Here is a 25,419-nt window from a genome sequence, read left to right as displayed (position 1 = left end):
ACACTCAACCCCAGGATCCGGCGGGTCCGCCCGGTGCGGCGGCTCGCCTCCGCCGTCGAAGGAGACCCCACATGACCGTGCTCACCCGCCCCGCCGATGTCGGCCGTCTGGCGCGTGCCGTGACCGCCGCGGGCCTGGGAGGTCTGGGCCTCCTGGTGGCGGCACCCACCGCGCAGGCCGTGGCGGTGCCGCCGGGCGTGTACGTGGTGGACGAGGCCGGTGTGCTCTCGACCTCGGATGAGCAGCGCCTGACCCAGGAGATCCAGGACCTACGCCGGGACACCGGGCAGGGGCTGTACGTCGTCTACGTGGATGAGTTCAGCACGGACGCCCAGACGCTGGCCCAGGACGTGGCGCGCCAGCGCGGGCTCGGGACGAACGACTCGGTCCTGGCGATCGCGGTCGAGGAGCGCGCCTATGGGCTGGACAGCGGCGGGGACGCGAACCTGCAGAACCAGGTGACGCGCACCTACGTGGGCCCGCAGCTGTCCAAGATCGGCACGGACCCCGGCTCGGCGGAATGGCTCGCGGTGGGCATCGCCGCGGTGCAGGGGCTCGACGACGCCGCCGACGGCACGCTCGACGGCACGGGGGCCAGCGGGGCCGAGTACGATCCGGCCGGCGCCCTGCCGGCCGGCACCACGGGCGGCGGGAGCACGGCCCAGGGCGCCTCCGACGGCGGTGGGGCCCTGACGGCGGTCCTCGGCGCAGGTGCGGTGGCCGCGGCCGTGGGCGGCGGCGTGCTCGTGGCCCGCAGCCGGAGGCGCACGCAGGGTGGCGCCGTCGAACGGGGCCGCACCGAGGAGGCCCGCCGCGACCCCCTCGACGAGCTCAGCGTGGAGCAGCTGCGCACCCAGGCCGGCTCGAAGCTCGTGGCCGCGGACGACGCCATCCGCTCCTCGGAACAGGAGCTGGGCTTCGCCGAGGCGTCCTACGGGGAGAAGTCCGTGGCGACGTTCCGCCAGGACATCGACCAGGCCAAGGAGCACATGCGGGCCTCGTTCCAGCTCCAGCACCAGCTCGACGACGAGATCCCGGACACCGAGGCCGAGCAGCGCGCCTGGCTCAAGGAGATCATCCAGCGCAGCGAGGCCGTGGGTGCGTCCCTGGCGGCGCACAAGAAGGAGTTCGACTCCCTGCGCGACCTCGAGAACCAGGTGCCCGAGGCCCTCGAGCGTCTCGAAGCCCGCCTGCCCGAGGCCCGGTCCCGGGTGCAGGACTCCGAGTCGGCGATCACCGCGCTGCACGGCCAGTACGCGGAGTCCGCCCTCGCCGAGGTCGCGGACAACGCGGCGCAGGCCCGGGAGAGGCTCGAGTTCGTGGAGACCGCCCTCGCGAAGTCGCGGAGCGCGTGGGAAGCCCAGGACCGCTCCACGGCGGCGCTGGCCGTGCGTGCCGCCGAGGAGGCGCTCAGCCAGGTGGACACGCTCACCGAGGCGGTCGGCAAGGCCGAAGGGTCCCTGCGGGCCATGCTGGGCAACCTGCAGACGGGCCTCGCCCAGTCCGAGCAGGACGTGGCCGAGGCCGAAGCGCTCGTGGCCAACGGATCGCACCCCGAGCTGGCCGGCCCGGTGGCGGGGATGAAGACCGCCGTGAACGCTGTGCGCCAGGCCCTCGCGGCCGGCCGCCCGGATCCCCTGGAGCTGCTCCACCAGCTCGAGGCCGCGCACCGCCAGCTCAACACCCCCCTTGCCGGCGTCCGCGACGCTCGCGAGCAGGCCCGCCAGGCCTCCCAGGTGCTCACCTCCACGATCGCCCAGGCACAGGCGCAGATCGACGGCACGGCCGACTTCATCGGCGCCCGACGCGGTGCCGTGGGCTCGGAGGCCCGGACCCGGCTCGCGGAGGCCGACCACACGCTGCGTTCGGCGATCAGCCTCGGCCGCACCGACCCCGTGGCCGCCCTCCAGCAGGCGCAGCGCGCCTCCCAGCTGGCCGAGCGCGCGAGCGAGCTGGCCCGCGCGGACGTCGAGGGCTTCGGCTACGGCCCAGGCATGGGCAGCAGGTACGGCACGCGCCCGCGCGCCGGAGTGGGCGGCAGCTTCGGCGGTGGCCTCGGCGGCGCGCTGCTCGGCGGCATCCTGATGAACTCGATCCTGAACAGCGGCCACGGTGACAGCTGGGGCGGCGGCGGCTTCGGCGGGTTCGACGGCGGCGGCCTCGGCGGCGGCGACTTCGGCGACATCTCCGGCGGCGGCTTCTGACCGCCGCCCCATGAACTCCGGCGCCTCGGGCGCCGGCCCGGCCCGCAGGAGCGGGACGGGGTGGACGCAGGCCGACGGTCTGCGCTGACGTGAAAGACCGACGAAAGGCAGACACCATGGTCAAGCAGTCCATCTTCGGCCGCATCAGCACGCTGGCGAAGGCCAACATCAACGCGATGCTGGACAAGGCCGAGGACCCCCAGAAGATGCTGGACCAGATGGTCCGCGACTACACGAACAACATCGCCGAGGCCGAGGCCGCCGTCGCCCAGACGATCGGCAACCTGCGGATGATCGAGGACGACTACCGCGAGGACCAGGACGCGTCCCGCAGCTGGGGCCAGAAGGCGCTGGCCGCCTCCCAGAAGGCCGACGACTTCCGCGCCAAGGGCGACACCGCCTCGGCGGACAAGTTCGACAACCTCGCCAAGGTGGCCATCGAGCGCCAGATGGACTTCGAGCGCCAGGCGAAGTCCGCGGAGCCGACCATCGCCTCGCAGCGCGAGATCGTCGAGCGCCTGAAGACCGGTCTGGACCAGATGAAGGTCAAGCGTCAGCAGCTGGTCGCCAAGCGCGACGAGCTGACCGCCCGCGCCAAGTCCGCCCACGCCCAGTCCGCGGTGGCCGACGCCGTGAAGTCGATCGACCTGCTGGACCCGACCTCGGAGGTCTCCCGCTTCGAGGAGAAGGTCCGTCGCGAGGAGGCCCGCGTGCGCGGCCAGCAGGAGATCGCCGCCTCCTCCCTCGACGCCCAGTTCGAGTCCCTCGAGGACCTCGGCGAGAAGACCGAGGTGGAGGCCCGCCTCGCCGCCCTCAAGGCCGGCGGCGCCGGCCAGGCCGCCCTCACCTCGGGCGACGTCGACGCCGACGAGACCCTCACCCTCGACTACGCGGCCGAGGGGACCGCCGAGGAGACCGGCACCGCGCGCGGCTGACCCCGCCCCTCCCCACGGCCCGTCGCCCGGCCCACGCCGGCGCGGCGGGCCGTCCTCGTGCGCCCCGGCCCGGTGCCCCTCCCGGACGCGCCCCGGCCCCCGCGCTCCTTTGGTACTGTCCCGGGGTCCCTCGGCACGCTCCGTGGGACACCCCCGTCCCCGCACAGAGGAAGAACCCCATGCAAGAGCAGTTCACGGCCTGGTCCGTGCTGGTCGACGCCGGCCTCATCGGCGCGCTCCTGGCCGTGGGCACGCTGGCCCGTGCCGTCATCACGCCCCTCCAGACCCTGATGATCCCGGCCTCCGTCATCGCGGGCATCCTGGGCCTGGCCCTCGGCCCGAACGGCCTGGGCTGGCTGCCGTTCAGCCCCCAGCTGGGCACGTACGGCTCGATCCTGATCGTCATCGTGTTCGTGTGCATCGCGCTCACCGACGACTTCGACGTCCGCAAGATCGGCCGCCCCGTGGGCGCGTTCGCGTCCTACGGCGTGCTGATCTACTCCTCCCAGGTGGCCATCGGCGCCCTCGTCACGCTGGTCCTCCTGCAGCCGCTGTTCGACGCGCCCGACTCGTTCGCCGCCCTGCTGTTCGCCGGCTGGGCGGGAGGCTTCGGCTCCGCGGCCGCCGTGGGCCAGGCGTACGCGGCCAACGGTGATGCGACCGTCACCTCGCTGGCCTACACCTCGGCCACCGTCGGCATGATCGTCGGCGTGGTGGGTGGCATCATCCAGGCCAAGATCGGCGCGCAGCGCGGCCACGCGCGGGAGTTCGCGGGCCTGACCTCCATCCCGGAGGAGCTGCGCACCGGGGTGCTGAACCAGGTGGAGGAACGCCCGGTCATCGGCCGGCACACCTTCTCGGCGGCCTCGGTGGAGTCGCTGGCCTTCCAGGTCGGCGTGGTCGCGATGATCGCGGCGGCCGCGCACGGCGTGGTCTCCTGGATCACGGCCGTGTGGCCGAGCGTCGTGGGTGAGGACGGTCCCCAGCTGATCATCCCCGCGTTCGCGATCGCGTTCCTCCTCGGCCTGATCGCCCGCGTCCTGTTCCAGGCCACGAAGACGGCGAAGTTCCTCGACCCGGGCTCGCTGAACTCGGTGTCCGGCACCGCCACGGACATCCTCATCGTCTGTGGCATCGCCGCGATCGCCCCGACCGTGGTCGTGGACTACTGGCAGCCGCTGCTGCTCCTGTTCGTGATCGGCCTCGCGCTGGCCCTGTTCCTGGGGATCGTCGTGGCGCCGCGCGTCATGACCGACGCGTGGTTCGAGAAGCAGCTGTTCACGTGGGGCTGGGCCACCGGCGCCGTCGCCACGGGCGTGGCCATGCTGCGCATCGTGGACCCGAAGCTGAAGTCCGGGACCATGGAGCAGTTCGGCGTGGCCTACATCCCGGTGGTGCCCGTGGAGATCGCGGCCGTGTCCTTCGTGCCGCTGCTGCTCATCGCGGGCCTGTCCTGGGCCGTGGTCGGCATCTGGGGCGCCATCGCGATCATCGCGATCATCGCTGCCGTCTGGCTGCGCCGCACCGATCCGGGCCGCCGCACCCCGGCCCAGCAGGCGGTCCGGGCCTCGAGCCGCTGACGCTCCCCCACCGATCGCCCGAGGGCGGTCAGCTCGCCCGCCGGCACCGTGCCGGCGGGCCGGGGCGACCGGGCCCGGGCATGCGAGAAGGCCCCCAGCAGATGCTGGGGGCCTTCTCCTTCTCGTTGCGGGGGCAGGATTTGAACCTGCGACCTCCGGGTTATGAGCCCGGCGAGCTACCGAACTGCTCCACCCCGCGGCGACTTCTAGAACTATACACACCCGTCCCGTCGAGTTCAAATCGGCGTCAGCGTCCCGCCATCCGGCGGCCATGCGGCGGCCACTTGCCCCGAGACGGCGGCGGCCCCGACCACGCGCGGTGCGTGGCCGGGGCCGCCGTCGACGGTCCGGCGGGCCCGGCCCGCCGGCGCCGGCTCAGCCGCTCGGCGTCGGGCTGGGGCTCGACGACGGCGCGGGGCTCGCCTCGGCCGGGGCCTGGTCCTGGGCGGGCGCGTCGCCGCCCAGGGCGTCGTCGGCGGCGGTGGCACGCTTCAGGGCCTCGTTGAGACGCTTCTGCTGCTCGCCGTAGCCGGCCCAGTCGCCCTCGGCCAGACGCTCCTGGCCCTGGGTCAGGGCGTCCTGCGCCTCCTCGAGGGCCGCCGAGAGCTCCTCCTCGACCGTGCCCGGAGCCGACGGCTCCTCGCCCGGTGCGGGCGCCTCCGCCTGGTTCTCCTCCGGGGTGACCGCGCCCGAGTCGCCGTCGAACACCTGGTCCAGGGCCTCCTGGAGGGTGTCCGCGAAGCCGACCTTGTCGCCGAACGAGACGAGCACCTTGCGCAGCGTCGGGTAGGTGGTGCCGCCCGAGGAGCGGACGTACACCGGCTGGACGTAGAGGATGCCGCCGGCCACCGGCAGGGTGATCATGTTGCCGTTGAGCACCTCGGACGCGCCCTGGCGCAGCAGGTTCAGCTCCCGCGAGACGTCCGCGTTCGAGTCGAAGTTGGCCTGCGCCTGGCCCGGGCCGGGCACCGTGGTGGACCGCGGCAGCTCGAGCAGTCGGAGCTGCCCGTAGCCCTCGGCCTTCACGCCGTCCTCCCCCGTGCCGGCGTCGCCGGCGGCGGAGAGGAACCCGTAGAGCACGTTGCGCTGCTGGGCACCGTCCGTGATCTGCGGTATGTAGCTGCTGGTGAGGGAGAACGCCGGCTCGTCCTGGCCGGGCATCTGCAGCGTCATGTAGTACGGCGGCTGCTTGACGTCCTCCTCGCGCGTGGGGTCCGACGGCACGGACCACGCGTCGTTGTTCTCGTAGAAGTCGTCCGCGTCGGTCACGTGGTAGCGGCCGAGCAGCTCGCGCTGGACCTTGAACATGTCCTCCGGGTAGCGGACGTGGTCCAGGAGTCCGGCGCTCATCTCCGAGTACGGGCGCAGCGAGGACGGGTAGACGTTCTGCCAGGCCTGCAGCAGCGGATCCTGGTCGTCCCACGCGTAGAGAGACACCGAGCCGTCGTACGCGTCCACCGTCGCCTTCACCGAGTTGCGGATGTAGTTCACCCGGCCCTGGAGCGCCGGGTTCTGGCCCTGGCTCAGGGAGTCCACCGTGACCTCGCCCAGCTGCTGCGCGGTGGAGTACGGGAACTGGTCCGAGGTCGTGTAGGCGTCCACGATCCACTGCACGCGGCCGTCGACGATCGCCGGGTAGGGGGCGGTGTCCACCGTCAGGTAGGGCGCGACCTTGCGGACGCGCTCGGCCGGGTCGCGGTCGTAGAGGATCTGCGAGGCCTCGTTCACGTCCGAGGACAGCACCAGCTCGGGCGAGCCGAACTTCACCGCGTACGCGAGCCGGTTGAACAGGTTGCCCACCGAGGGGCCGCCGTCGCCGGAGAAGGTGTACGCCGTGTCCTCCTGGGAGTCGGCCGTCTGCGGCCGGTCGCGTTCGACGGCCGGCGCGCCCTCGGGCGCACCCACCACCGAGTACGAGGGCGAGTTGAGCCCGAAGTAGATGCGCGGCTCGTAGTCCTGGTCGGAGGCCAGCGGCCCGCGCGTCGGGATCTCGGAGAGCAGCCACTGGGGCCGGCCGCCGGCCGCGACCTCGGAGGCGTCGGCCACGACCATGCCGTAGCCGTGCGTGTAGATGGTGTGGCGGTTCACCCACGACTGCATGTCGTCCACGTTGACGTCACGGGCCGCCAGGATGGTGTCCCGCGTCTGGCCGTCCACCTCGTAGCGGTCCACGTGCAGCGTGGTGGGGAACGAGTAGTACGGACGGAACTGCTGGAGCTGCCCGAAGGTCTGGGAGATCAGGTTCGGGTCCATGAGACGGACGTTGGCCGTGTTGGCCTCCTCGCCCGCCAGGGCCCCGGCCTCGGGGTCCGTGGCGCCCTCATAGTTCGTCACCTCGACGTCGTCCAGGCCGTACGCCTCGCGCGTCATGGCGATGTTCCGCTCGATGTACTGGGATTCGAGCGTGCGCTCGGACGGCTTCACCTGGTACTCCTGCACGATGAAGGGGTACGCCGTGCCCACCACGAGCGCCGTGATGACCAGGACCGCGGTGCCGATCAGCGACAGCCGCCACCGGCCCGAGACCACCGTCCACACGAACAGGCCGGCCACGATCACGGCCGTGACCGCCAGGATCGCCGACGTCGGGATGACCGCGTTCACGTCCGTGTAGAGCGCGCCGGCCCAGTTGCCGGTCTGCGACTGCGTGGTGCGGTAGCGGTTGAGCCAGAAGTTGACGCCCTGCAGCAGCAGGAACACGGCCAGGGTGATGCCGATGTGGGCGCGCGCCGCCGGGGTGATCCGCACGCTGCCGCCCTCCTCCACGCGCACCGCGCCGTACAGGTAGTGCACGAGCAGACCGGTGATGCCGGAGACCAGGACCACCGAGATCAGGTACCCGACCATGAGCGTCAGGAACGGCAGGGTGGCCATGAAGAACATGAGGTCCAGGCCGAACTCCGGGTCCGCCTGGCCGTAGGGCACCTGGTTCAGGAACAGCAGGACCGTGTTCCAGCCGTTCATCGCGGTGGAGCCGGCGAACACGCCGAGCACGAGCGGGACACCCAGGAACACCAGGCGGCGGATGGGCTCGAGCTGGCGCTGGGCCTGGCTGAGCGAGTCCCGCGCGGCCGCGGACGCGTCCGCGGGACGGTGGCGCCAGGCCGTGCGGATCGCCAGCCACACGGCGAGGGCCATCCCGAGCCCGGCGATCAGGAACAGCGCGGCCTTGGCGAGGACCTCGGTCCAGAAGACCTCGGTGAAGCCCAGCTGCGAGAACCACAGCACGTCCGTGTAGACGTTCGTGAACACCACGAACAGCCCCACGAGCACGGCCACCGCGATGATGGTCAGCACGAGCGCGCTCGGCCGGCCCGGCCGGCCCCTGCCGCGCGCGGCGGAGGACCCGCCCCCGCCGAACGGGCCACCAGGACCGCGGTCGCCGTCGTCGCCCGGGCCGCGCGGGGCGCCGCCGAAGGGGCCGAACGCCCCGAACGGGCCGGACTGGCCCCCGGCGGTCCCGCCGCCGTCACGGGGCGGGCCGCCGAACGGTCCGCCGCCTCCCTGTCCGAAGCTCACTGCTCTGTCCTCTTCCCTCCCGCGTCCGCGGGGCTCTGCTCCGGTCCGGGGCGCTGCGCCCCGGACATGTCGTCCGGTCTGGTGGTCTGGTGGTCTGGTGGTCTGGTGGTCCTGGTGTGCGTCGGCTCAGCCGCACGTCCGGGCGGCGGCCGGGCTCTCCCCCCGGGCCACCGCCTCGACGATGTCGCGGGCCTGGCCCAGCGTGTCCACGGGGTACACCGTCAGACCCTCGGGCACACGGCCGGCCAGCTCCTCGCAGTTCGCCGTGGGGGCGAGGAACGTCGTGGCCCCCGCCTCGGCGGCGCCGCGCACCTTCTGCGGGATCCCGCCGATGGGACCCACGACGCCGTCCCCCGTGATCGTGCCCGTTCCGGCGATCGAGGCGCCCCCCGTCATCGCCCCCGGGGTCAGCCGCTCGATCACGGTGAGCGCGAACATCAGACCCGCCGAAGGTCCGCCGATGTCCGGCACGGTCAGCTCGACGTCCACCGGGACCTCGTAGGCGGTCTCGATCAGGGCCCCCATCTGCCACGGCTGGGGCGCGCCCTCGGGGGCGGCCGCCACCGGCACCTCGAGGTCCTGCTCCACGCCGTCGCGGCGGACCGTCAGCGTGACCGGGTCGGGCCCCGCGGCCCCGACGGCGGCGCGCACGGCCTCCAGGTCGGCCACGGGCCGTCCCTCGGCGGCGATCACCTCGTCCCCGGCCCGCAGGACGCCCTCGGCGGGCCCGCCGGGCACGAGCTGCTGCACGACGAGCCGCTGGGGCACCTCGCGTCCGAGCTCGTGCAGGGCCGCGGCGGTCGCGGTCTGCTGGGAGTCCGACATGGCCGCCGAATTGGCCTCGCCGACCTCGTCGGAGGTGACGCCGGTGGGATACATCAGCTCGCGCGGGGCCACGTCCACGGCGGGGTCCGTCAGGCCGCGGCCGAGGTCGAGCAGGGAGGTGGTGCCGATGGGAGGACCCCCGACCATCACGGTGGTCATGTGCAGGGTCCCCTCACCCGGGTCCGCCTCGCCGCCCTCGACGCGCAGCACGGGTCGACCCTCGCGTTCGCCCAGCAGGTCCACGGCGGGGCCGGGGCCCTCGAGGATGTAGGGGGTGGGGGCCAGCAGTGCCAGCCCGGCGCTGCCCAGGGCGAGCCATCCGGAGAAGGGCACGCGGGCGGCGCGGGTGGTCCTCGAGGGCACTGCGCGCACGCGACACCGTCTTTCCTGGGGGTCCTGATCGGGCCGTCCTCGCCGCCGGGCACGGGCCGCGCGGCGACGGTCACACCAGTCTACGCGGGGCCGCGACCCCCGCCTGCCCCGCGCGACGCCGTGCGCCATGGGCGAACCGCGCCGCCGCGACGTCGGGAGGGCGGGCGCGCCGCGCCGACGCGGATACGCTGGAGACATGAGCAACGACGCGCGCACGCCCGGATCCGACGACGGCCGCGACCCCCTGGAGGAGATGCTGCGGCAGCTCTTCGGCGGCCAGGGCCCCGACCCGGACGAAGTCCGACGCGCCATGGAGGGCCTGGGCGGCCCCGGCGGGGTGCCCTTCGACCCGTCCCAGCTGAATCCGGCCATGATGCAGCAGGCCATGGCCCAGTTCCAGGCGATGATGAGCTCCGGCTCCGGCTCGGACGGCCCCGTGAACTGGGCTCTGGCGAAGCAGGCCGCCCGCCAGGCCGTGGCCGGCGAGGACCCGGCCGTCGGCTCGTTCGCGCGACGCGAGGTGGACGAGGCGCTGCGGCTGGCCGAGCTGTGGCTCGACGGCGTCACGCAGACCGAGCCCGTCGGCAGCGTCGGCGTGGCCTGGTCCCGTGCCGAGTGGGTCGAGGCGACCATGGACCAGTGGCGCCGGCTCACCGAGCCCGTGGCCGTCTCGATGTCCCGCGCGATGTCCGCGGCCATCGAGCAGCAGCTGCCGGGCCAGCTCCCCGAGGGCATGGACGCCTCCCTGCTCGGCGGGCTGCAGCCCATGCTGAAGAACATGGGCGGCACGATGTTCGGCCTGCAGCTCGGCGGCGCCGTGGGCGCCCTGGGCAAGGAGGTGCTCTCGGGCACGGACATCGGCCTGCCCGTCGCCGGCCACCGTCTCGCCCTCGTCCCCGTGAACATCGAGGAGTTCGGCGACGGGCTCTCGGTGCCGGACGACCAGATCCGCATCTACCTGGCCCTGCGCGAGGCCGCACGCATGCGCCTGTTCCTGCACTCGCCGTGGCTCGAGCGGGACCTGTACGCCGCCGTCGAGCAGTACGCCGCGGGCATCCGCCTGGACACCGAGGGCATCGAGCGGGCCGCGCAGTCGGTGGACCCGATGGACCCCGGCTCCCTGCAGGCCGTGTTCGACGGGGCGTCCTTCATCGCCGCCCCGGACGCCACCCAGCAGGCCGCGCTGGACCAGCTGGAGCTGCTCGTCGCCCTCGTGGAGGGCTGGGTGGACGTGGTGGTCGCCGAGGCCGCGCGCCCCCTCGAGTCGGCGGCCGCCCTGCGCGAGACCATGAACCGCCGCCGCGCCTCGGGTGGCCCGGCCGAACAGGCCTTCGCCGCCCTCGTGGGCCTCGAGCTGCGCCCGCGCCGCCTGCGCGAGGCCGCCGCGTTCTGGGAGCACGTCACGGCCGAGCACGGCACGGAGTACCGCGAGGAGATCTGGCGCCATCCCGAGCGTCAGCCCACGGCGGAGGACCTCGAGGACCCCGCCGGGTACGCCGGGCGCCGCTCCGCCGCGGACGCCAGCGCCGAGTCCCTCGACGACGAGCTGCGCAAGCTCCTCGAGGGCGGCTTCGGCGACGCGCCGCGCGAGGGCTGAGCCCCTCCCGGCACGACGGCGGCGGGCGGTCCGGCACCTCGGGTGCGGGCCGCCCGCCGTCGTGTCAGCCCGCGTCCTCGTCCTCCGCCCACCGGTCCGGCGCCGTGCGACCGCGGCCCTCGGCGAAGGTGACCCCCTCGAGGAAGGCCATCGCCTCGGCGTAGCGCGGGTACCGGTCCACGAGGCGTCGGAAGGCCGGGCCGTGTCCGGACTCCAGCAGATGGGCCAGCTCGTGGACGAGCACCGCCGCCACCACCCAGTCCGGCATGCCGCGCAGCTGCGTCGAGAGCCGGATGGTGCCGCGGGCCGGCGTGCACGAGCCCCAGCGGCGGCGCTGCCGGGCCGACCACGTGACCGCGACCGGACGGGCCCGCCCGCCCAGGTGCGCCGCCGAGAGCCGTCCCGCCCAGGCCAGGAGCGCGTCGTCGGAGCGGGCGTCGGCGGGGCGGCCGTCCGGGTCGGCCGCGGGCTGCCCCGTCCCGCCGCGTGCGCCCACCTTCGCAACCATCCGGCCGATCCACTCGCGCTCCTGCGCGGCCGAGAGCCGGGCCGGGACATTGACCTGCAGGCGGCCGTCGCGCCACGCCGCCGAGACGGTGCGGGTGCGGGCCGTGGAGCGCACGAGCCGCACGGGCGTGCCCTCCCAGTCCAGATCGATGCTCTCGCGGGCGGGACCGCGGTGGGCGGCCGGGACAGCACGGGGAGGGCGGCCGGGGGTGGGCGGGACAGGGCGCATCCGGCCATTGTCCGGCATGGGCAGCAGGCTGTGGACAATCCGGCGCGGTCCGGGAGTGCCCTGGCAGGGTGGGAGGCACCGAGCTGAGAGGAGAGCCGTGCGCACCGTCGCCGAGACCGTCACCACCGTCCCTCATGACGCCGCCGCGTCAGCGCTGGAGCCGGGGGCGTGGGCCCCGCCGACCGACGTCCATGTGGCGGGCCTCGACGCGGTGGGCGCGGCGATCGCCCACGCACTCGCGGGGGCCGGGGCGCTGCGCCTGGCCCTGTGGGATCCGCGGCCCGTCGACGCCGCGGACCTGGGGACCGGCCTGCTGCCCGGGGACCTCGGTCGGCCCCGGGCGGGTGCGCTCGCGCGCCGGCTGGGCGATGTGGCCCCCGGGCTGCGCCTCTACGCGCACCACGGCCCGGTGCCGGTGCTCGTGGGGCAGGCGACGGTGGCGGTGGGGTCCGTGCTCGACGCGGACCTGGCCGCGCACGCCCTCGCCGCCGACCACCCGCTGCTGCCGGTCACGGTGGGGCCGAGAGCGGTCACGGTCGGACCGTGGTGCGCCCCCGTGGTGCGCGGGTGCCCGCTGTGCCGATGGCCCGCGGACCCGGCGGGCGTCCCCGGTGCCCCGACGGCGCCCGGCCCGTCGGCGCACCGGGGACAGGTGGACGGGCTCGCGGCGCTGCGGGCCGCCGTGCTGACCGTGGACGCGCTGCGGACCGGACCGGCCCCCGGCGTGCTGCGGGCCGATCGGGTGACGGGACGCACGCGCCGAGTGAAGGTCCGCCCCCGGCCCGGCTGCGCCTGCGACCCGGACGCGCTCGGCTGGGCGTTCTGACGGGGGCGGCGCCGCCGGCGGAACGGGGTGCGGGCCCGCGGCTCAGGCCGTCGGGGTGCCGTGCAGCAGCTCGAGCAGCTCCGGTCCGTGCTTCTCCAGCTTGGCCTTGCCGAGGCCGGGCACCTTCAGGAGCTCTGCCGGGGTCCTCGGCATGGCCTCGGCGATGGCCACGAGGGTGGCGTCCGTGAACACCACGAACGCGGGCATCCGCATCTCGGCGGCCGTGCGGGTGCGCCAGTCGCGCAGCTCCTCGAGCACCGCCTCGTCGTAGGTGGCGGGGCAGTCCAGGCAGCGGCCGACCTTGCGCTCGGCTCCCGTCTCGAGGGGCTTGCCGCACGTGCGGCACACGGCGACCTTCGCACCCCGGCGCCGCGGCGCCGTCGGGCCGGCCGCGGATCCGCGGGCCGGGGCGTGCTCGCGGGTGCCGCCGAGGGTCGGGTCGATGGCCCACAGGAACCGGGAGGGCCGCCGGGTGGAGCGCCCGCCCGTGCCCCGCGAGAGCGTCCACGTCAGCGACAGGTGCTGGCGGGCACGCGTGATCCCCACGTAGAGCAGGCGCCGTTCCTCGTCCACCTCGGCCTGGGTCTCCGCGAAGGAGATCGGCATGAGCCCCTCGGACAGGCCCACGAGGAACACCGCATCCCACTCGAGGCCCTTGGCCGAGTGCAGCGAGGCCAGGGTGATGCCCTGCACCGTCGGCGCGTGCTGGTGCTGGGCCCGCTCGTCGAGCTCGGCCACGAGCTCGGTCAGCGTGAACTCGGCCCCGCGCGTCGTGGCGAGCTGGTCGGCGAGGTTGACGAGGGCGTGCAGGGACTCCCACCGTTCACGGGCCGCGCCGGTGGCCGACGGCGGTTCGGCGGAGTAGCCGAGCGAGGAGAGCACGTCCCGCACCCGGTCCGTGACGTCGTCACCCGTCAGGTCCTGGGCCGCGCGGGCGGCCGCCCGCAGCTGCAGGATCCCGTCGCGCACCTCGCGCCGGGAGAAGAACCGCTCGCCGCCGCGCAGCTGGTAGCCGATCCCCGCCGAGGACAGCGCCGTCTCGAAGGCCTGGGACTGGCCGTTGGTGCGGAACAGGACGGCGATCTCGGAGGCGGGCACGCCGTCGTCGATCAGCGCCGCGATCCGGTCGGCGACCCAGCCGGCCTCGGCCTCGTCGTCGGTGCACTCCGCGAACACGAGGTCGGGGCCGGCCGGCCGCTGGGAGACGAGCTCGAGGGGGTCGGGCCAGCGCGGCATCGTGCGGTCCCGCTCCCCCGCCTTGGTGCGGTCCGCCAGCAGGCGGTTGGCCGCCTCCACGATCTGCGGGCTGGACCGGTAGTCGCGCACGAGCCGGACCACCGTGGCCGCGGGGTACCGCTCACGGAAGTCGGTGAGGAAGCGGGAGGTCGCGCCCGTGAACGAGTAGATCGTCTGGGAGGCGTCGCCGACGACGCACAGGTCGCCGCGGTCGCCGAGCCAGAGGTCGAGCAGGCGGTGCTGCAGCGGCGAGACGTCCTGGTACTCGTCCACCACGAACACGCGGTACTGGTCCCGGATCGTGGCCGCGATCTGCGGCTCGGTGGACAGGATCCCCACGAGGATCAGCAGCACGTCCTCGAAGTCGATCATGTTCCGGGCTGTCTTGGCCTCCTCGTAGCCGGTGTAGAGACGGGCGACGGTGGTGGCGGTCCAGCCGGCGGGCATCTCCCGCTCCTTCGCGGCCTCGGCGTAGCCCTCGGGGGCGTGCAGGGAGACCTTGGCCCATTCGATCTCGCCGGCGAGGTCGCGCAGTCCGGCCCGGTCCACGGTCATCCGCATGCGCTGGGCGACCTCGGTGAGCAGGCGCACCTTGTTCTCGATCAGCGAGGGCATGGGGCCGCCCACGGCCTGGGGCCAGAAGTACTGCAGCTGGCGCAGGGCAGCGGAGTGGAAGGTGCGGGCCTGGACGCCGGCCACGCCGAGGTCGCGCAGGCGGGTGCGCATCTCCGCGGCCGCACGCGCCGTGAAGGTCAGGGCGAGGGTGCGGTGCGGGTCGAAGACGCCGGAGGCGACGCCGTAGGCGATGCGGTGCGTGATGGCGCGGGTCTTGCCGGTGCCGGCGCCGGCCAGGATGCAGACGGGCCCGTGCAGGGCCGTGGCGGCCCGGCGCTGCTCCGGGTCGAGGCCGCGGAGGATCTCGTCGGGAGTGCTCATGCGGGACGAGTCCTCCTAGGTGATCAGGGTCTGCGCATCGGGCAGCGTCCCACCGTACCAATCCTCGATGAGCGCCCGCGCGATGGACACGGCCCCGGGCAGGGTGACGTCGCCCTCGCGGGCCAGACGCGCGAGCTCCTCCCGCTCGAACCAGCGCACGGAGAGGATCTCCTCGCCGTCCGGAACCGGCTCGACGCCGGCCGGGGCCAGGGCGGTGAACCCGAGCATGAGCGAGCGCGGGAACGGCCACGGCTGGGAGCCGCGGTAGCGCGGGTGCGTCACCGTGATCCCGGACTCCTCCGCGATCTCCCGGACCACCGCGTGCTCCAGGGACTCCCCCGGCTCCACGAACCCGGCCAGGCAGGAGTACAGCCCCTCGGGCCACGCCGCGTTGCGGCCCAACAGGATCCGCCCGGCCGGGTCGATGACGGCCACGATCACCGCCGGGTCCGTGCGCGGGAACTGCTCCCGGGAGCAGTCGCGGCAGCGACGCACCCAGCCGGCCGCCTCGACGTCCGTGACGCCGCCGCAGAACGCGCAGAAGCGGTGGGTGGCGTGCCAGTTGGCGTTCGCGACGGCGGCCACGAACAGCCCGGTGTCCGCGTCGCTGAGGGCGGCGGCCGCATCGCGGAGGCCGACCCACACGGCGTCGGCGAGCGCGGCGGCCGCGTCCTCGGGCAGGGCCGCCGGCGGCTCGACGGCGACGGAGACCACCTCGCGCTCCCGCCCGTGCGGGCCCCGGTCCGCCGCGGTGCCGCGGCCCAGATACGCGGCCTCGGCCGGCACGGGACCGGAGGGCGCGGTGAAGACGAGCCGGCCGTCCGCGACCGGTGCGCGGCCGCCCTGCAGCCACAGGACCTCCGTCCCCTCGCGCGCCCAGGACGCCGCCAGGTGGCCCGGGTCGAGGCGGGCCACGGCACCGCGGTCCAGCTCCTCGCGGGCCAGCGGCAGGGCCAGGGGTGGTGCGGCGGTGGGGTCGGACGACGACGGGGGGCAGGAGGCCATGCGTCCAGGCTAGCGACCCGTCTCCGGTGCGCCCGACGACGGGGGAGGGCGTTCCGCGCCTAGGTGTAGGAGGGCATGACGTTGTTGACTCGGGCCGGTGCCAACGAGGTCGGAGGAGCGTCTCCGCAGGAGGTATGAGGCCGATGGTAGTTGTAGTGGTTCACCCACACCGCCAGGGCCTCACGCCGAGCCTGCTCTGAGGTGTAGGGGCGGGCGTAGATGACCTCATCGACCATCAGCCGGTTGTACCGCTCGACCTTCCCGTTATGGCGCGGGGTGTAGGGGCGGATCCGGTGGTGCCGGCCCCCGAGCGAGACCACCTTCGCGGTGAAGTCCGCAGCCCGATAGTTGTTCCCGTTGTCCGTGATCACCCGGTCCACGGTGATGCCGTGGGCGGCGAAGAACGCCCGCGCCCGGTAGTAGAAGCTCACGGTCGTGGCCGCCCGCTCGTCCTCCAACGCCTCGGTGTAGGCCAGGCGGGTGTACCCGTCGATCGCCGAGTGCAGGTAGGTGTAGCCGACCCGCCGGCCAGGCCCGCGCTTGGAAGCACGGCCTGCTTCACTTTCACGTCCGTGGGTGCGCCAGCCGCCCCCGTCTGGGATCTTCCCGATCTTCTTCACGTCCAGGTGCACCATGTGCCCCGGGCCGCGGGCGGTGATCTTCTGTGGTCGTTGGCGCAGGTCCTCACCCGTGGGCGCGAGGTCTGGCAACCGGGAGATGCCCAGCCGGTGCAGCCACCTGCCCACCGTTCGGAGGCACACCCGGTGGCCTTCAGAGACGAGGTGGTGATGGATCCGGCGGGCCGACCACTTCTCCCTGCGACGCAGGGTCTGGATCTGGGCCACCACCTCGGGGTCGAGCTGGGCAGGTGAACGGTGCGGCCGGCTGGGCAGGTCCTGAAGGCCGGCTTCTCCCTGGGCGCGGTAGCGGGCCACCCAGGTGGCCACCGTGGGCCGGCTCACCCGGAACTCGGCGGCCACGTGCGCTTGTGGGATCCCGTCGTGCAGGTGGCGGTGGACCATCCTGAGTCGGCCGGTGGGGGTCAGGGGTGCGTTAGCGTGAGTCATGAGTGGGTCTTTTCGGGCAGGTGGGTGGTGTAGGAACTTCCATCCTGCGGGGCGGGGCCCACTCGTCTCATCTCAGCCGGCGCCTCGTGGCAAGAACCTCATGACCCACAACACCTAGGCTGGAGGGGTGGATCGTCAGCCCCTTCGTCTCGCAGCCCTGGCCGCCGCGGCCGTCCCCGGCCTCGCCCCCGTCTCCGCGGAGGCGAGCCCGGACGACCCCGCGGACTTCTCGACCGCCGTCGTCGTGGACGGTGAGGGCCAGCGGTGGCGGGTCCGCTCGCCCCGCACCCCGGAGGCGGGCATCCGTCTCGAGACGGAGCTGCAGGTGCTGGCGGGCCTGACCCCGGCGGTGCGCGCCGGCCTGCCGTTCCGCACGCCCTCCGTGGCGGGCGCGGTGCGGCTCGAGGGGCTGCGCACCTTCGTCTATCAGGACATGCCCGGGCGTCCCGTCACCCTGGATGAGCTGGCCCGGCTCGGCGAGCCCGCGGTGCAGGACGTGGGCCGTGTGCTGGCCGCGATCCACACGCTGCCCTCGGATGTCGTGGACCACGCGGACCTGCCCTCCTACACGGCGGAGCAGATCCGGCAGCGTCACCTCCACGCCCTCGACCAGGCGGCCACCTCCGGCCGCGTGCCGCCCCTGCTGCTGCGCCGCTGGGAGGAGGCCATGGAGGAGGAGGCCCTGTGGCGGTTCACCCCGGTGCCTGTGCACGGTGACCTGCACGAGGACAACCTGCTCCTCGAGCGCGGCCGCGTGGTGGGCGTGACGGGCTGGACGGACCTGCACGTGGGCGACCCGGCCGGCGACGTCGCCTGGCTGGCCGCCGCCACGGACCCGGACCTGGCCGACCGCGTCCTCGACGCCTACGCGGCCCGGCGGGCCGACGCGGGGGCCGCCGACGACGGCGACGCCCACCTGATGCGCCGTGCGGCGCTGCTCGCCGAGTTCGCCCTCGCCCAGTGGCTCACGCGGGGCCTGGACCGGCACGACGCGGGGATGGTCGCCGAGGCGGAGGCCATGCTGGCCGAGCTCGAGGGCGACGTGCGCGCCGCGCAGGAGGCGGCCGCGCGCCAGGCGGAGGCCGACGCGGCCGCCGACGCCGCCGAGGACGCCCGGGATGCGGCGGAGGACGCCCGGGAGGCCGCGGCCGCGAGGACCGCGGACCCGGAGACGGGCCCGCTGCCCGCCGTCGAGGTGGTGCGGCCGATCAACGGCGGGCCAGGGCGTCCGTGATGTGACGCTCGAGCTCCTCCTCCCCCGGCAGGTCCGGGAAGGAGCGCTCCTGCCCGTGGGCCACGTACACGAAGCTGGCCCCGATCCGTTCCAGCGGGATCCCGTGCAGCCGTGACCAGGCGAGCCGGTAGACGGCCAGCTGCAGCGACTTGAGCTCGAGGTCGCGGCCCCGCGGCACGGCGCCGGTCTTCCAGTCGACGAGCTCCCAGTCGGCCTCGGGGTCGAAGGGCAGGCGGGGGTCGCCGCCGGAGCGGTAGATCGCGTCGACCCGGCCCCGCAGTGTGATCCCGCCGACCGTCGTCTCGACCGGGGCCTCGACGAAGGCCGGGGTGCGCTCCGCCCAGCGCGAGGAGCGGAACCACTCCTGCATCGGGCCGAGGTCGAGGGCCTCGTCGACCCACAGGTCCGCGGCGTCCTCGGCCGAGTCGATGTCCAGCATGCCGGTGGCCCCGAAGCGCTCCTCGAGCCACGCGTGGAACGCCGTGCCGCGCCGCGCCGCGTGCGCGGGCGGCCGGGGCAGGGGCCGGCGCAGCTGCTCGGCCACGGCCTGCGGGTCGGCGGCGAGCTCGCCGTAGAGGGACACGGAGACGTGCTCGGGCAGGGCGGTCTCCCCGCCCGTCCCGGCGACGTCCCGGCGGCGCAGCAGCACCCAGTCCACCTGGCGGGCCAGCTCCGGGTCGTCCCCGAGCGCCGCCGGGTCCGCGGCGTGCACGGCCGCGGCGGCCGCCTCCACCCCGTGCCGGCGGGCCCGGGAGCGGCGCGGCAGCGGCTGCCAGCGTTCCTCGTCCTCGGGGTCCTCCGGGTCGGCGACGAAGGCCTCCGGGCCGTCGAGCGGGTCGAAGGGCCAGCGGGCGACCAGCGTCCGGCCCGCGGCGGGGTTGGCCTCGGGCAGGTCGTCCTCGGCCGGGGCGGGGCCGAGCGCGACGCCGGGCACCTCCCCCGCCAGACCGGCCACCTCCTCGAGGAAGGCCGAGGCCGGCAGGGGCTCCTTGTTGACTCCCTTGAACAGGGAGGTGCTCAGCCACAGGGCGGATCGCGCGCGCGTGTACGCGACGTAGGCCAGGCGCCGCTCCTCGCGCTCGGCGTGGGCGGCCACGGCCACGGCATAGGGGTCCGGGTTGCCCTCCTGGGCCGCCTTCGAGCTGTATCCGGTGCCGGCCGACTGGACCCAGTCCCGCTGGTCCTGCGCCCACGAGCCGTCCCACTGCGGCAGCGACGCGCGGTCCCCGCGCAGGGGCCACGGCAGCGCGCCGGCCCGGGGGCTGGTCCAGCGGTCCGCCCGCGTGGAGGGGAACGTGCCCTCCTGCAGGCCGGGGACCGCGACGACGTCCCACTCGAGCCCCTTCGAGGCGTGCGCGGTGAGCACCTGGACCAGGCCGGGGGTGGGCTCGGCGTTCTCGACGCCGAGGCCGTCCTCGTGCTCGAGGACGGACTCCGTCCAGGCCAGGAACGCCGTCAGGTCCGTCGCCGTGGTGCCGGCGCCGAAGTCGCGGGCCGCGTCCTGGAACGCGTTCAGGTGCCGCCGGGCCGCGGCCGCGGAGACGCCGGGCCGCAGGGCCACCTCGACGTCCAGCCCCGTCTCACGGATCACCTCCGCGATGAGGTCGGCCGGGTCCTCCCCGGTGCGCGTAGAGAGCCGGCGCAGCTCGGCGTTGACGGCCCTCAGTCGGGCCAGGCCCTCGGGTGAGAAGCCGCGGCCGCGCGAGCCGACCCAGTCCGTCCCCTCCCCGGGCAGGGAGTCGAGGGCCTCCAGCAGGGCGGCGGCGTCGGCGTCCTCCTCGGGGCTCACGTCCCGGGCCGGGTCCGGGGCGTCCCCGGCGGGGTCCTCCCGCCCACCGCCGGCCCGCCGGGCCCGCAGCCGCGAGACGAACCGGGCGCGCTCCTGCAGCACCTCGAGGTCGGCCACGCCGATGCGCCAGCGCGGGCCGGTGAGCAGGCGGACGAGCTGGTCGCTGCGCGTGGGGTCGGCCAGCACGTGGAGGACGGCGAGCACCTCGGCGACCTCCGGCAGCGCCAGCAGCCCGGAGAGCCCGAGCACCTCGTAGGGCAGGCCGGCGGCGTCGAGCGCGTCCCGCACGGGGCCGAACTGGGCGCGGGTGCGGCACAGGACGGCGCGGCTCGGGGTGGCCCCCCCGGGCCCGGACCCGGTGAGGGCGCCGAGGCGGGCGACGACGTCGGCGGCCTCCTCCTCCGCGGTGACGAACCGGTCCACCCGGACGACGCCCTCCCCCGCGCCCGGCCGGGGCCGCAGGGTGCGCACCTCCACCGGCGCGCCGCCCGTCGCGGCGGCGTGGGCGTTCAGCGGTGCGGCGACGGCGTTGGCGACCGCCAGGATCGACTCCTCGTTGCGCCACGCGATCGTCAGGTGCGAGACGTCCGCGTTCACGCGCCGCGGGGCGCCGCCGGGGCCGGTCTCCAGTCGGGGGAAGGCGTGCGGGAAGGCGAAGAGCTGCCCGGCGGAGGCGCCGCGGAAGCCGTAGATCGACTGGTGGGGGTCACCCACCGCGGTGACGCAGTGCCCCAACCCGGGCGCGTCGTCCTCGGGGCCGCGCGGGCCGAACAGCCCGGCGAAGATCCGCATCTGGGCGTGGGAGGTGTCCTGGAATTCGTCCAGCAGCACCACGGGGAACCGCGCGCGCTCCTGCTCGCCGGCCGCCGGCACCTCGACGGCGATGCGCGCCGCGTGGCGCAGCAGGTCGCCGAAGTCCATCACGTCCTGCTCGCGCTTGACCTCGTCGTAGCGGGCCACGAGGTCCGCCATGAGGGCGCGGTCCGCCAGGCCGGTCAGGAACTCCTGGATCTCCTTCGAGGGGGTCTTGGCGCGCGGGGGCAGCGGCAGGGCGCTCCCCTGCTCGGCCAGCCGGGCGAGGAACTCGCGCACCTCGTCCGCACTCACCAGGTGCTCGGCCATGTCCCCGGCCAGCCGCAACGCCTGCGTGATGAGCCGGGACGGGGCCACGCCGAGGGTGTCCGCGACCACCGGATGCGAACGCACGACGGCGCCCATGAGCCGGTGGGCGTCCGCGCCTCCGAGCAGCCGCGCCTCCGGTTCCACGCCGATCCGCAGGCCGTGGTCCCTGACGAGCGCGCCGGCGTAGGAGTGGTACGTGGACACCGAGGCGCGGCCCAGGTCCTCGGGCTCCCCGTCGAAGCCGGGGATCTCGAGGCCGGAGCGCAGCAGGGCGTCCACGCGCCCGTTGATCCGCTCGGCGAGCTCACCGGACGCCTTCCGGGTGAACGTGACGCCGAGGACCTCGTCCGGGCGCACGAGACCGTTGGCCACGAGCCAGACCACGCGGTCGGCCATGGTGGCGGTCTTGCCGGAGCCGGCGCCGGCCAGCACCAGGCGCGGAGTGAGCGGGGCGGTGACCACCTCGGCCTGCTCCTCCGTGGGCGGGGGCAGCCGCAGCCGCGCCGCGATGTCCTCCGGGGAGTGGACCGCGTCCTCGACGCGCGGACGATCGGTCTGAGCGGCGGGATCGCCGGTCAGCGGGGCCATTCGGTGACCTGCCTTCCTTCGGAGCAGAGCGGACAGACGGAGGGCAGCGCGCACCGGCGGGCGCCGGCCTCGTGGAGGGCGAGGAAGCGCGGCCCCGTGGTGCGGCGGGCCGCCGTGAACACCTGCTCGAGCGCCCAGGTGTCCTCGTCCTCGAGGGCCGGCTGGTCCTGCACCTTGGTCTTCTGGGTGCCGGCGCCGAGCTGGACGAGGGCCGCGCCGGCCGGTGTCGTGGGGTGCTCCAGACCGGCGAGCGCGGCGCGCAGGGCGGGGTCCGTGGCGGGGTCGTCCCGGACCTGCTCCAGACCGCCGGCGCGGACGGCCACCTGATAGGCGGCCAGCTGGGGCTGGCGCGCCATCTCCGCGCCGGTGGGCGCGCTGCGGCCGGTCTTGAGGTCGGCGATGAAGGGTCGGCCCTGCGCATCCGCCTCGAGCCGGTCCACGACGCCGGTGATCCGGACGGTGGTCCCGCCCCAGGTCAGGTCCGCGAGGAGCCGCACCTCCTGGGCCACGGGCCGACGCCCGGCCGCCCGGGCGATGCTCCAGTAGCCGATGTAGGCGTCCACCAGGCCGCGGGCCCGGTCGTGCTCGATCTCCGTGATCCAGCCCTCCGGCAGGCCGAGTTCGGGCAGGCGGCGTTCCAGTTCGGCGCGCACGTCCTCGGGCACGCCCTCGGGGTGGTGTTCGGCCACCGAGTGCACGAGCGTGCCCACGGACTGGGCGAGGGTTCCGCCCGCGTTCGCGCCGACGTGGTACAGCACCCAGTTCAGCGGATTGCGCAGGGCCGTCTCCACGCGGGAGGGCGAGAGCGCGACGACCTCGCGCTCCGGGTCGACGAGCGCGGCCTCGGTGGACAGCGGCAGCAGGCCCCACCAGCGTCGGGGGTCCGCGACGGTCACGCCGTCCTCGGCGAGGACCGCCAGGCCGGCGGCCGCCGCGGCCCGGGATGTCGCCCCGTCGGCCGCGTCCGCCTCGTCCCCGGCCTCCAGGACGCGGCGCAGCCGGCCGACGAGCGCGGACGCCGTGATCGGGTCGGGGACCGCGGTGAGCCGCCGGACGCCGGCGGCGTCGCGCGCCTCGGCGGGCAGCCGTTCGGGCGGGTCCACCAGGTCGAGGAAGTCGGAGGGGCCCTCATCCGGCGAGCGGACGGCCGTGACGACCACCTGACGCCGTGCCCGGGAGACCGCGGCCGCGAGCATGCGCAGCTCGTCCTGACGCACCTCGCGCAGCCGGGTGCGGTGATCCGTGGGCCACGGGGCGTCCGCGGGCAGGGTCACGAGGTCCACGAGGTCGGTGGCGCCGAGCAGCTGGCCGCGCAGCCGGGTGTTCGGCCACACGCCCTCCTGCAGGCCCACGACGATCACCGTGTCCCACTCCTGGCCGGCCGCCGCGGCGGGGGTGCGCACGTGCACGGCGTCACCGGACTCGGCACGGCGGGCCAGGGTGTCCACGGGCAGGTCCTGGGACTCCATGTAGACGGCGAACGACTCGGGCGACGCGCCCGGGAACTGGTCCACGAAGCGCTCGGCCACCTTGAACAGGGCGACGACGGCGTCGAGGTCCGCGTCCGCCCGGCGGGACTCGCGGCGGTCGTTCGCGTGCTCGGCGGGCCGCAGCGCGAGCGAACGCCACCGCTCGGCCCGACCGGAGGCGGACCACAGCGCCCACAGCACGGTCTCGGGCGAGGCCGAGGGGGCGCGGGCGGCCTCCAGGCCGTCCCGGAGCATCCAGTGGACGCGGCGCAGGGCGCGGTGCCGCTCGTGCTCGGGGCCGGCCAGGCTCGGGTCCAGCAGGGCCGCGGCGAGCAGCGCGTCCGAGGTGCGCCGGCCGCCCCGGCCCCGCTCGGCGGCCAGCAGGTCCTGGCGCAGCCGCCGCACGTGCAGCGCGCTGGCCATCCCGTACCGGCCGGTGAGCAGTCCCACGACCTCGTCCGGGTCGAGCACGTCCTCGACCCGGGCCTCCGGATCCTCCGCGAGCGCCCCCGCCGCGTCCACCAGCGTGAGCAGGGGCGCGACGGCGGGCTCCTCCTTCAGCACGAGCCCGGCGGCGTCGCGCAGCACGGGGACGCCCTCGGCCTCCAGGTGGCGGGCGAGCGCGGCCACACGGGAGCCGGAGCGGGCGACCACGAGGATCCGGTCCAGGGGCACCCCGTCCTCGTGGTGGACCCGCAGCACCCGTTCGAGGACGAGCTGGTCCTCGTGGGCGCGGGTGGGCACGACGTGCGCGCGGACGGCGCCGTCACCGTCCGCCGGGACGGTCTCGGTCCGGGTCCGTTCGACGCCGGCGGTGCGCTGGCGGACCCGGCGGGCCACGCGCAGGTAGGCGTCCTGGACCTCGGCGCGCATGCGGTGCCCGCGCGTCAGCACCCGGACGCGCCCGTCCGGGGACGCGGGCGGGGCGGCCCCCGGCACGGGATCGGGGTCGAGGACCCCGGGGTACCGGGCGAGGAGGTCGGGCCGGGCGCCGCGGAAGCCCTCCACTGTGGTGTCCGGCGACGCGGTGAGCAGCACGTCCCGCCCGCGTCCGAGCACGGTGAGCAGGTCGTGCACGGCGGGGGTGGCCTCGTGGAGGTCCTCGACCACGAGCACGGCCAGGCGGTCCCGCTCCGCCGCCACGAACGCCTGCGCCGCGGCGTCGCGCTCCGGGTCCTCGGGATGCCGCTCGGTGAGCACGCGGACGGCGGCGGACAGCAGCCCGGCGGCGTCGAACGCCTCGGCCATGCCCAGGTCGATCCGGTCCCGGTAGTCCTGCAGCAGCACGGCCGCGGCCTCCCACTCGGGGCGCCCGTGGGCGGTGCCGAGCTCCTGCAGGCGGCCCGGCTCGAGGCCGAGCTCGCTCATGCGGTCCACGAGCTCGCGGACCTCGCGGCGGAATCCCCGCGCCTCCACGGCGGGGGCGACGTCGGCCGGCCAGTCCGGCGCGGCGGCGAGGCCGGCGGCGTAGCCCTCGAGCAGCTCGGCGATGACCGTGTCCTGCTCGGCACCGGTGAGCAGCCGGGGGGCGACCTCCAGATGCCTCAGCGGTCCCGTGACGCGGGCACGGCGCAGCAGGTCGAACGCGTAGGAGGACCAGGTCCGCACGGGGGTGACGGCGCGGGTGCCCCGACCGGCGGCGGCGAGCCGGCGGGTCAGCGCGTCGCGCAGCCGCGCCGCCGCATCCCGGCTCGGGGCCAGCAGCAGGAGGGACTCGGGGTCCAGCCCCGCCTCGATCCGGCGGGCCGCGTACTCGACCGCCACGGTGGTGCGCCCCGTGCCGGGGGCGCCCAGCACGAGCACGGCGTTGTGCCCGGGGGCGAGCGAGGCGATCGCCTCCTGCTCGTCCGTGAGCGTGATCCGGTCCTCGGGCGCGGCGGCCGTGCGCACCAGCCGAGCGGCCCGTTCCGGCGCCGCCGCGTCGTCGTCGAAGGGGTCCACCCCGTGTTCCCTGGTCATGGCCTCATCCTCGCACCGGGCCCGGACACGATACGGTCGGCGATCGCACGGATCGCCCGCGCGGCGCCGTCGTCGGGCTCCCAGCGGGCCCGGGGCAGGTCCACGCGCCCGGCCGGGGTGCGGGGCATGGCCTCGCGTTCGTGCTCGACGGCGGCCCGCGCGGCCAGCTCCGGAGGCAGCGAGCCGTCGGCCCGGACCACCCGCCACCACGGCGTGCCGGGGCTCGATTCGGCCATCGCCCGGCCGGCCTGCCGCGGACCGCCGACCCCCAGCAGGCCGGCCAGCCCCCCGTAGCTGACGGCGCGTCCGGGCGGGACCAGACGGGCGAGCGCCTCGAGCCCCTCGCCGAGGGTGAGCGGTCCGTCGTCGCGGTGGCGGGCGCCGGGGAGCACAGGGTGATCGGTCACGACCCCATCCTGT

Annotated in this window: 15 protein-coding genes and 1 tRNA gene; 6 read left to right on the top strand and 10 right to left on the bottom strand. The window is 75.1% G+C overall.

The annotated features are described in order from the left end of the window. Positions 1-71 precede the first annotated feature (71 nt). The 3 genes from ACTSKS_RS05790 (at position 72) to ACTSKS_RS05780 (ending at position 4,719) form a co-directional block, all read left to right on the top strand. Positions 72-2,204: a TPM domain-containing protein gene (locus ACTSKS_RS05790; RefSeq protein WP_063189530.1), complete on the top strand. Its 2,133-nt coding sequence runs from the start codon at positions 72-74 to the stop codon at positions 2,202-2,204. A 116-nt stretch (positions 2,205-2,320) separates the two neighbouring features. Further along, on the top strand, positions 2,321-3,139 hold the full coding sequence (locus ACTSKS_RS05785; RefSeq protein WP_036341166.1) for a PspA/IM30 family protein: 819 nt from the start codon (positions 2,321-2,323) through the stop codon (positions 3,137-3,139). Between the two features lie 179 nt (positions 3,140-3,318). After that, positions 3,319-4,719 carry a sodium/glutamate symporter gene (locus tag ACTSKS_RS05780; protein ID WP_036314362.1) on the top strand — a complete coding sequence of 467 codons (1,401 nt, stop codon included), beginning with the start codon at positions 3,319-3,321 and terminating at the stop codon, positions 4,717-4,719. A 125-nt stretch (positions 4,720-4,844) separates the two neighbouring features. Here ACTSKS_RS05780 and ACTSKS_RS05775 read toward each other — a convergent pair. The 3 genes from ACTSKS_RS05775 to ACTSKS_RS05765 form a co-directional block, all read right to left on the bottom strand. Next, positions 4,845-4,918: transfer RNA gene (locus tag ACTSKS_RS05775), tRNA-Met, on the bottom strand. A gap of 176 nt (positions 4,919-5,094) precedes the next feature. Next, complete coding sequence (locus tag ACTSKS_RS05770) at positions 5,095-8,238, bottom strand: UPF0182 family membrane protein (protein WP_095694745.1); 3,144 nt, start codon at positions 8,236-8,238, stop codon at positions 5,095-5,097. Between the two features lie 126 nt (positions 8,239-8,364). Continuing rightward, complete coding sequence (locus tag ACTSKS_RS05765) at positions 8,365-9,435, bottom strand: YlbL family protein (RefSeq protein ID WP_442927358.1); 1,071 nt, start codon at positions 9,433-9,435, stop codon at positions 8,365-8,367. Positions 9,436-9,631: 196 nt separating this feature from the next. Between ACTSKS_RS05765 and ACTSKS_RS05760 the strand changes: the two genes are divergently transcribed. After that, positions 9,632-11,032 carry a zinc-dependent metalloprotease gene (locus ACTSKS_RS05760; RefSeq protein ID WP_044659760.1) on the top strand — a complete coding sequence of 467 codons (1,401 nt, stop codon included), beginning with the start codon at positions 9,632-9,634 and terminating at the stop codon, positions 11,030-11,032. 64 nt (positions 11,033-11,096) lie between these two features. On the opposite strand, the gene ACTSKS_RS05755 is transcribed toward ACTSKS_RS05760, so the two are convergent. Next, a complete protein-coding gene (locus ACTSKS_RS05755; protein ID WP_078025608.1) occupies positions 11,097-11,768 on the bottom strand; it encodes a M48 metallopeptidase family protein in 672 nt (223 codons plus the stop codon). 97 nt (positions 11,769-11,865) lie between these two features. Here ACTSKS_RS05755 and ACTSKS_RS05750 point away from each other — a divergent pair, with 97 nt between their 5' ends. After that, the gene (locus ACTSKS_RS05750; RefSeq protein ID WP_078025607.1) at positions 11,866-12,594 is read left to right on the top strand and encodes a ThiF family adenylyltransferase; all 729 of its coding nucleotides are present in this window, start codon (positions 11,866-11,868) and stop codon (positions 12,592-12,594) included. Between the two features lie 42 nt (positions 12,595-12,636). On the opposite strand, the gene ACTSKS_RS05745 is transcribed toward ACTSKS_RS05750, so the two are convergent. From ACTSKS_RS05745 to ACTSKS_RS05735, 3 genes are read right to left on the bottom strand one after another with little or no spacing between them, the layout of a single operon-like run. Beyond that, positions 12,637-14,766 carry an ATP-dependent DNA helicase UvrD2 gene (locus ACTSKS_RS05745; RefSeq protein ID WP_078025606.1) on the bottom strand — a complete coding sequence of 710 codons (2,130 nt, stop codon included), beginning with the start codon at positions 14,764-14,766 and terminating at the stop codon, positions 12,637-12,639. 15 nt (positions 14,767-14,781) lie between these two features. Next, the gene (gene nudC / locus ACTSKS_RS05740; RefSeq protein ID WP_095694747.1) at positions 14,782-15,771 is read right to left on the bottom strand and encodes an NAD(+) diphosphatase; all 990 of its coding nucleotides are present in this window, start codon (positions 15,769-15,771) and stop codon (positions 14,782-14,784) included. A 59-nt stretch (positions 15,772-15,830) separates the two neighbouring features. Next, positions 15,831-16,838, bottom strand: coding sequence for an IS481 family transposase (locus ACTSKS_RS05735; RefSeq protein ID WP_442927357.1), 1,008 nt, complete (start codon positions 16,836-16,838; stop codon positions 15,831-15,833). Positions 16,839-16,965: 127 nt separating this feature from the next. Between ACTSKS_RS05735 and ACTSKS_RS05730 the strand changes: the two genes are divergently transcribed. Continuing rightward, the gene (locus tag ACTSKS_RS05730; RefSeq protein WP_036314344.1) at positions 16,966-18,072 is read left to right on the top strand and encodes a phosphotransferase; all 1,107 of its coding nucleotides are present in this window, start codon (positions 16,966-16,968) and stop codon (positions 18,070-18,072) included. Here ACTSKS_RS05730 and ACTSKS_RS05725 read toward each other — a convergent pair. Genes ACTSKS_RS05725 through ACTSKS_RS05715 form a run of 3 tightly spaced genes read right to left on the bottom strand, consistent with a single transcriptional unit; the run spans position 18,047 to position 25,406 of the window. After that, entirely contained in the window at positions 18,047-21,571 is a 3,525-nt protein-coding gene (locus ACTSKS_RS05725) for an ATP-dependent helicase (RefSeq protein ID WP_442927356.1), read from the bottom strand. The genes ACTSKS_RS05730 and ACTSKS_RS05725 overlap by 26 nt on opposite strands. After that, a complete protein-coding gene (locus ACTSKS_RS05720; RefSeq protein ID WP_036314339.1) occupies positions 21,559-24,999 on the bottom strand; it encodes an ATP-dependent helicase in 3,441 nt (1,146 codons plus the stop codon). The genes ACTSKS_RS05725 and ACTSKS_RS05720 overlap by 13 nt, the downstream gene beginning before the upstream one ends. After that, positions 24,996-25,406 (bottom strand): MGMT family protein, encoded by a 411-nt coding sequence (locus ACTSKS_RS05715; protein WP_036314337.1) that lies wholly within the window; start codon positions 25,404-25,406, stop codon positions 24,996-24,998. Before ACTSKS_RS05715 ends, ACTSKS_RS05720 begins: the two co-directional genes overlap by 4 nt. Positions 25,407-25,419: the final 13 nt, after the last annotated feature.

The organism is Micrococcus sp. TCR-5, from assembly GCF_052220525.1.
In the GTDB taxonomy this organism is placed as follows: domain Bacteria; phylum Actinomycetota; class Actinomycetes; order Actinomycetales; family Micrococcaceae; genus Micrococcus; species Micrococcus luteus.
Note: the sequence above shows the minus strand (reverse complement) of the source record. Positions and strands in the feature narration are given on the sequence as shown.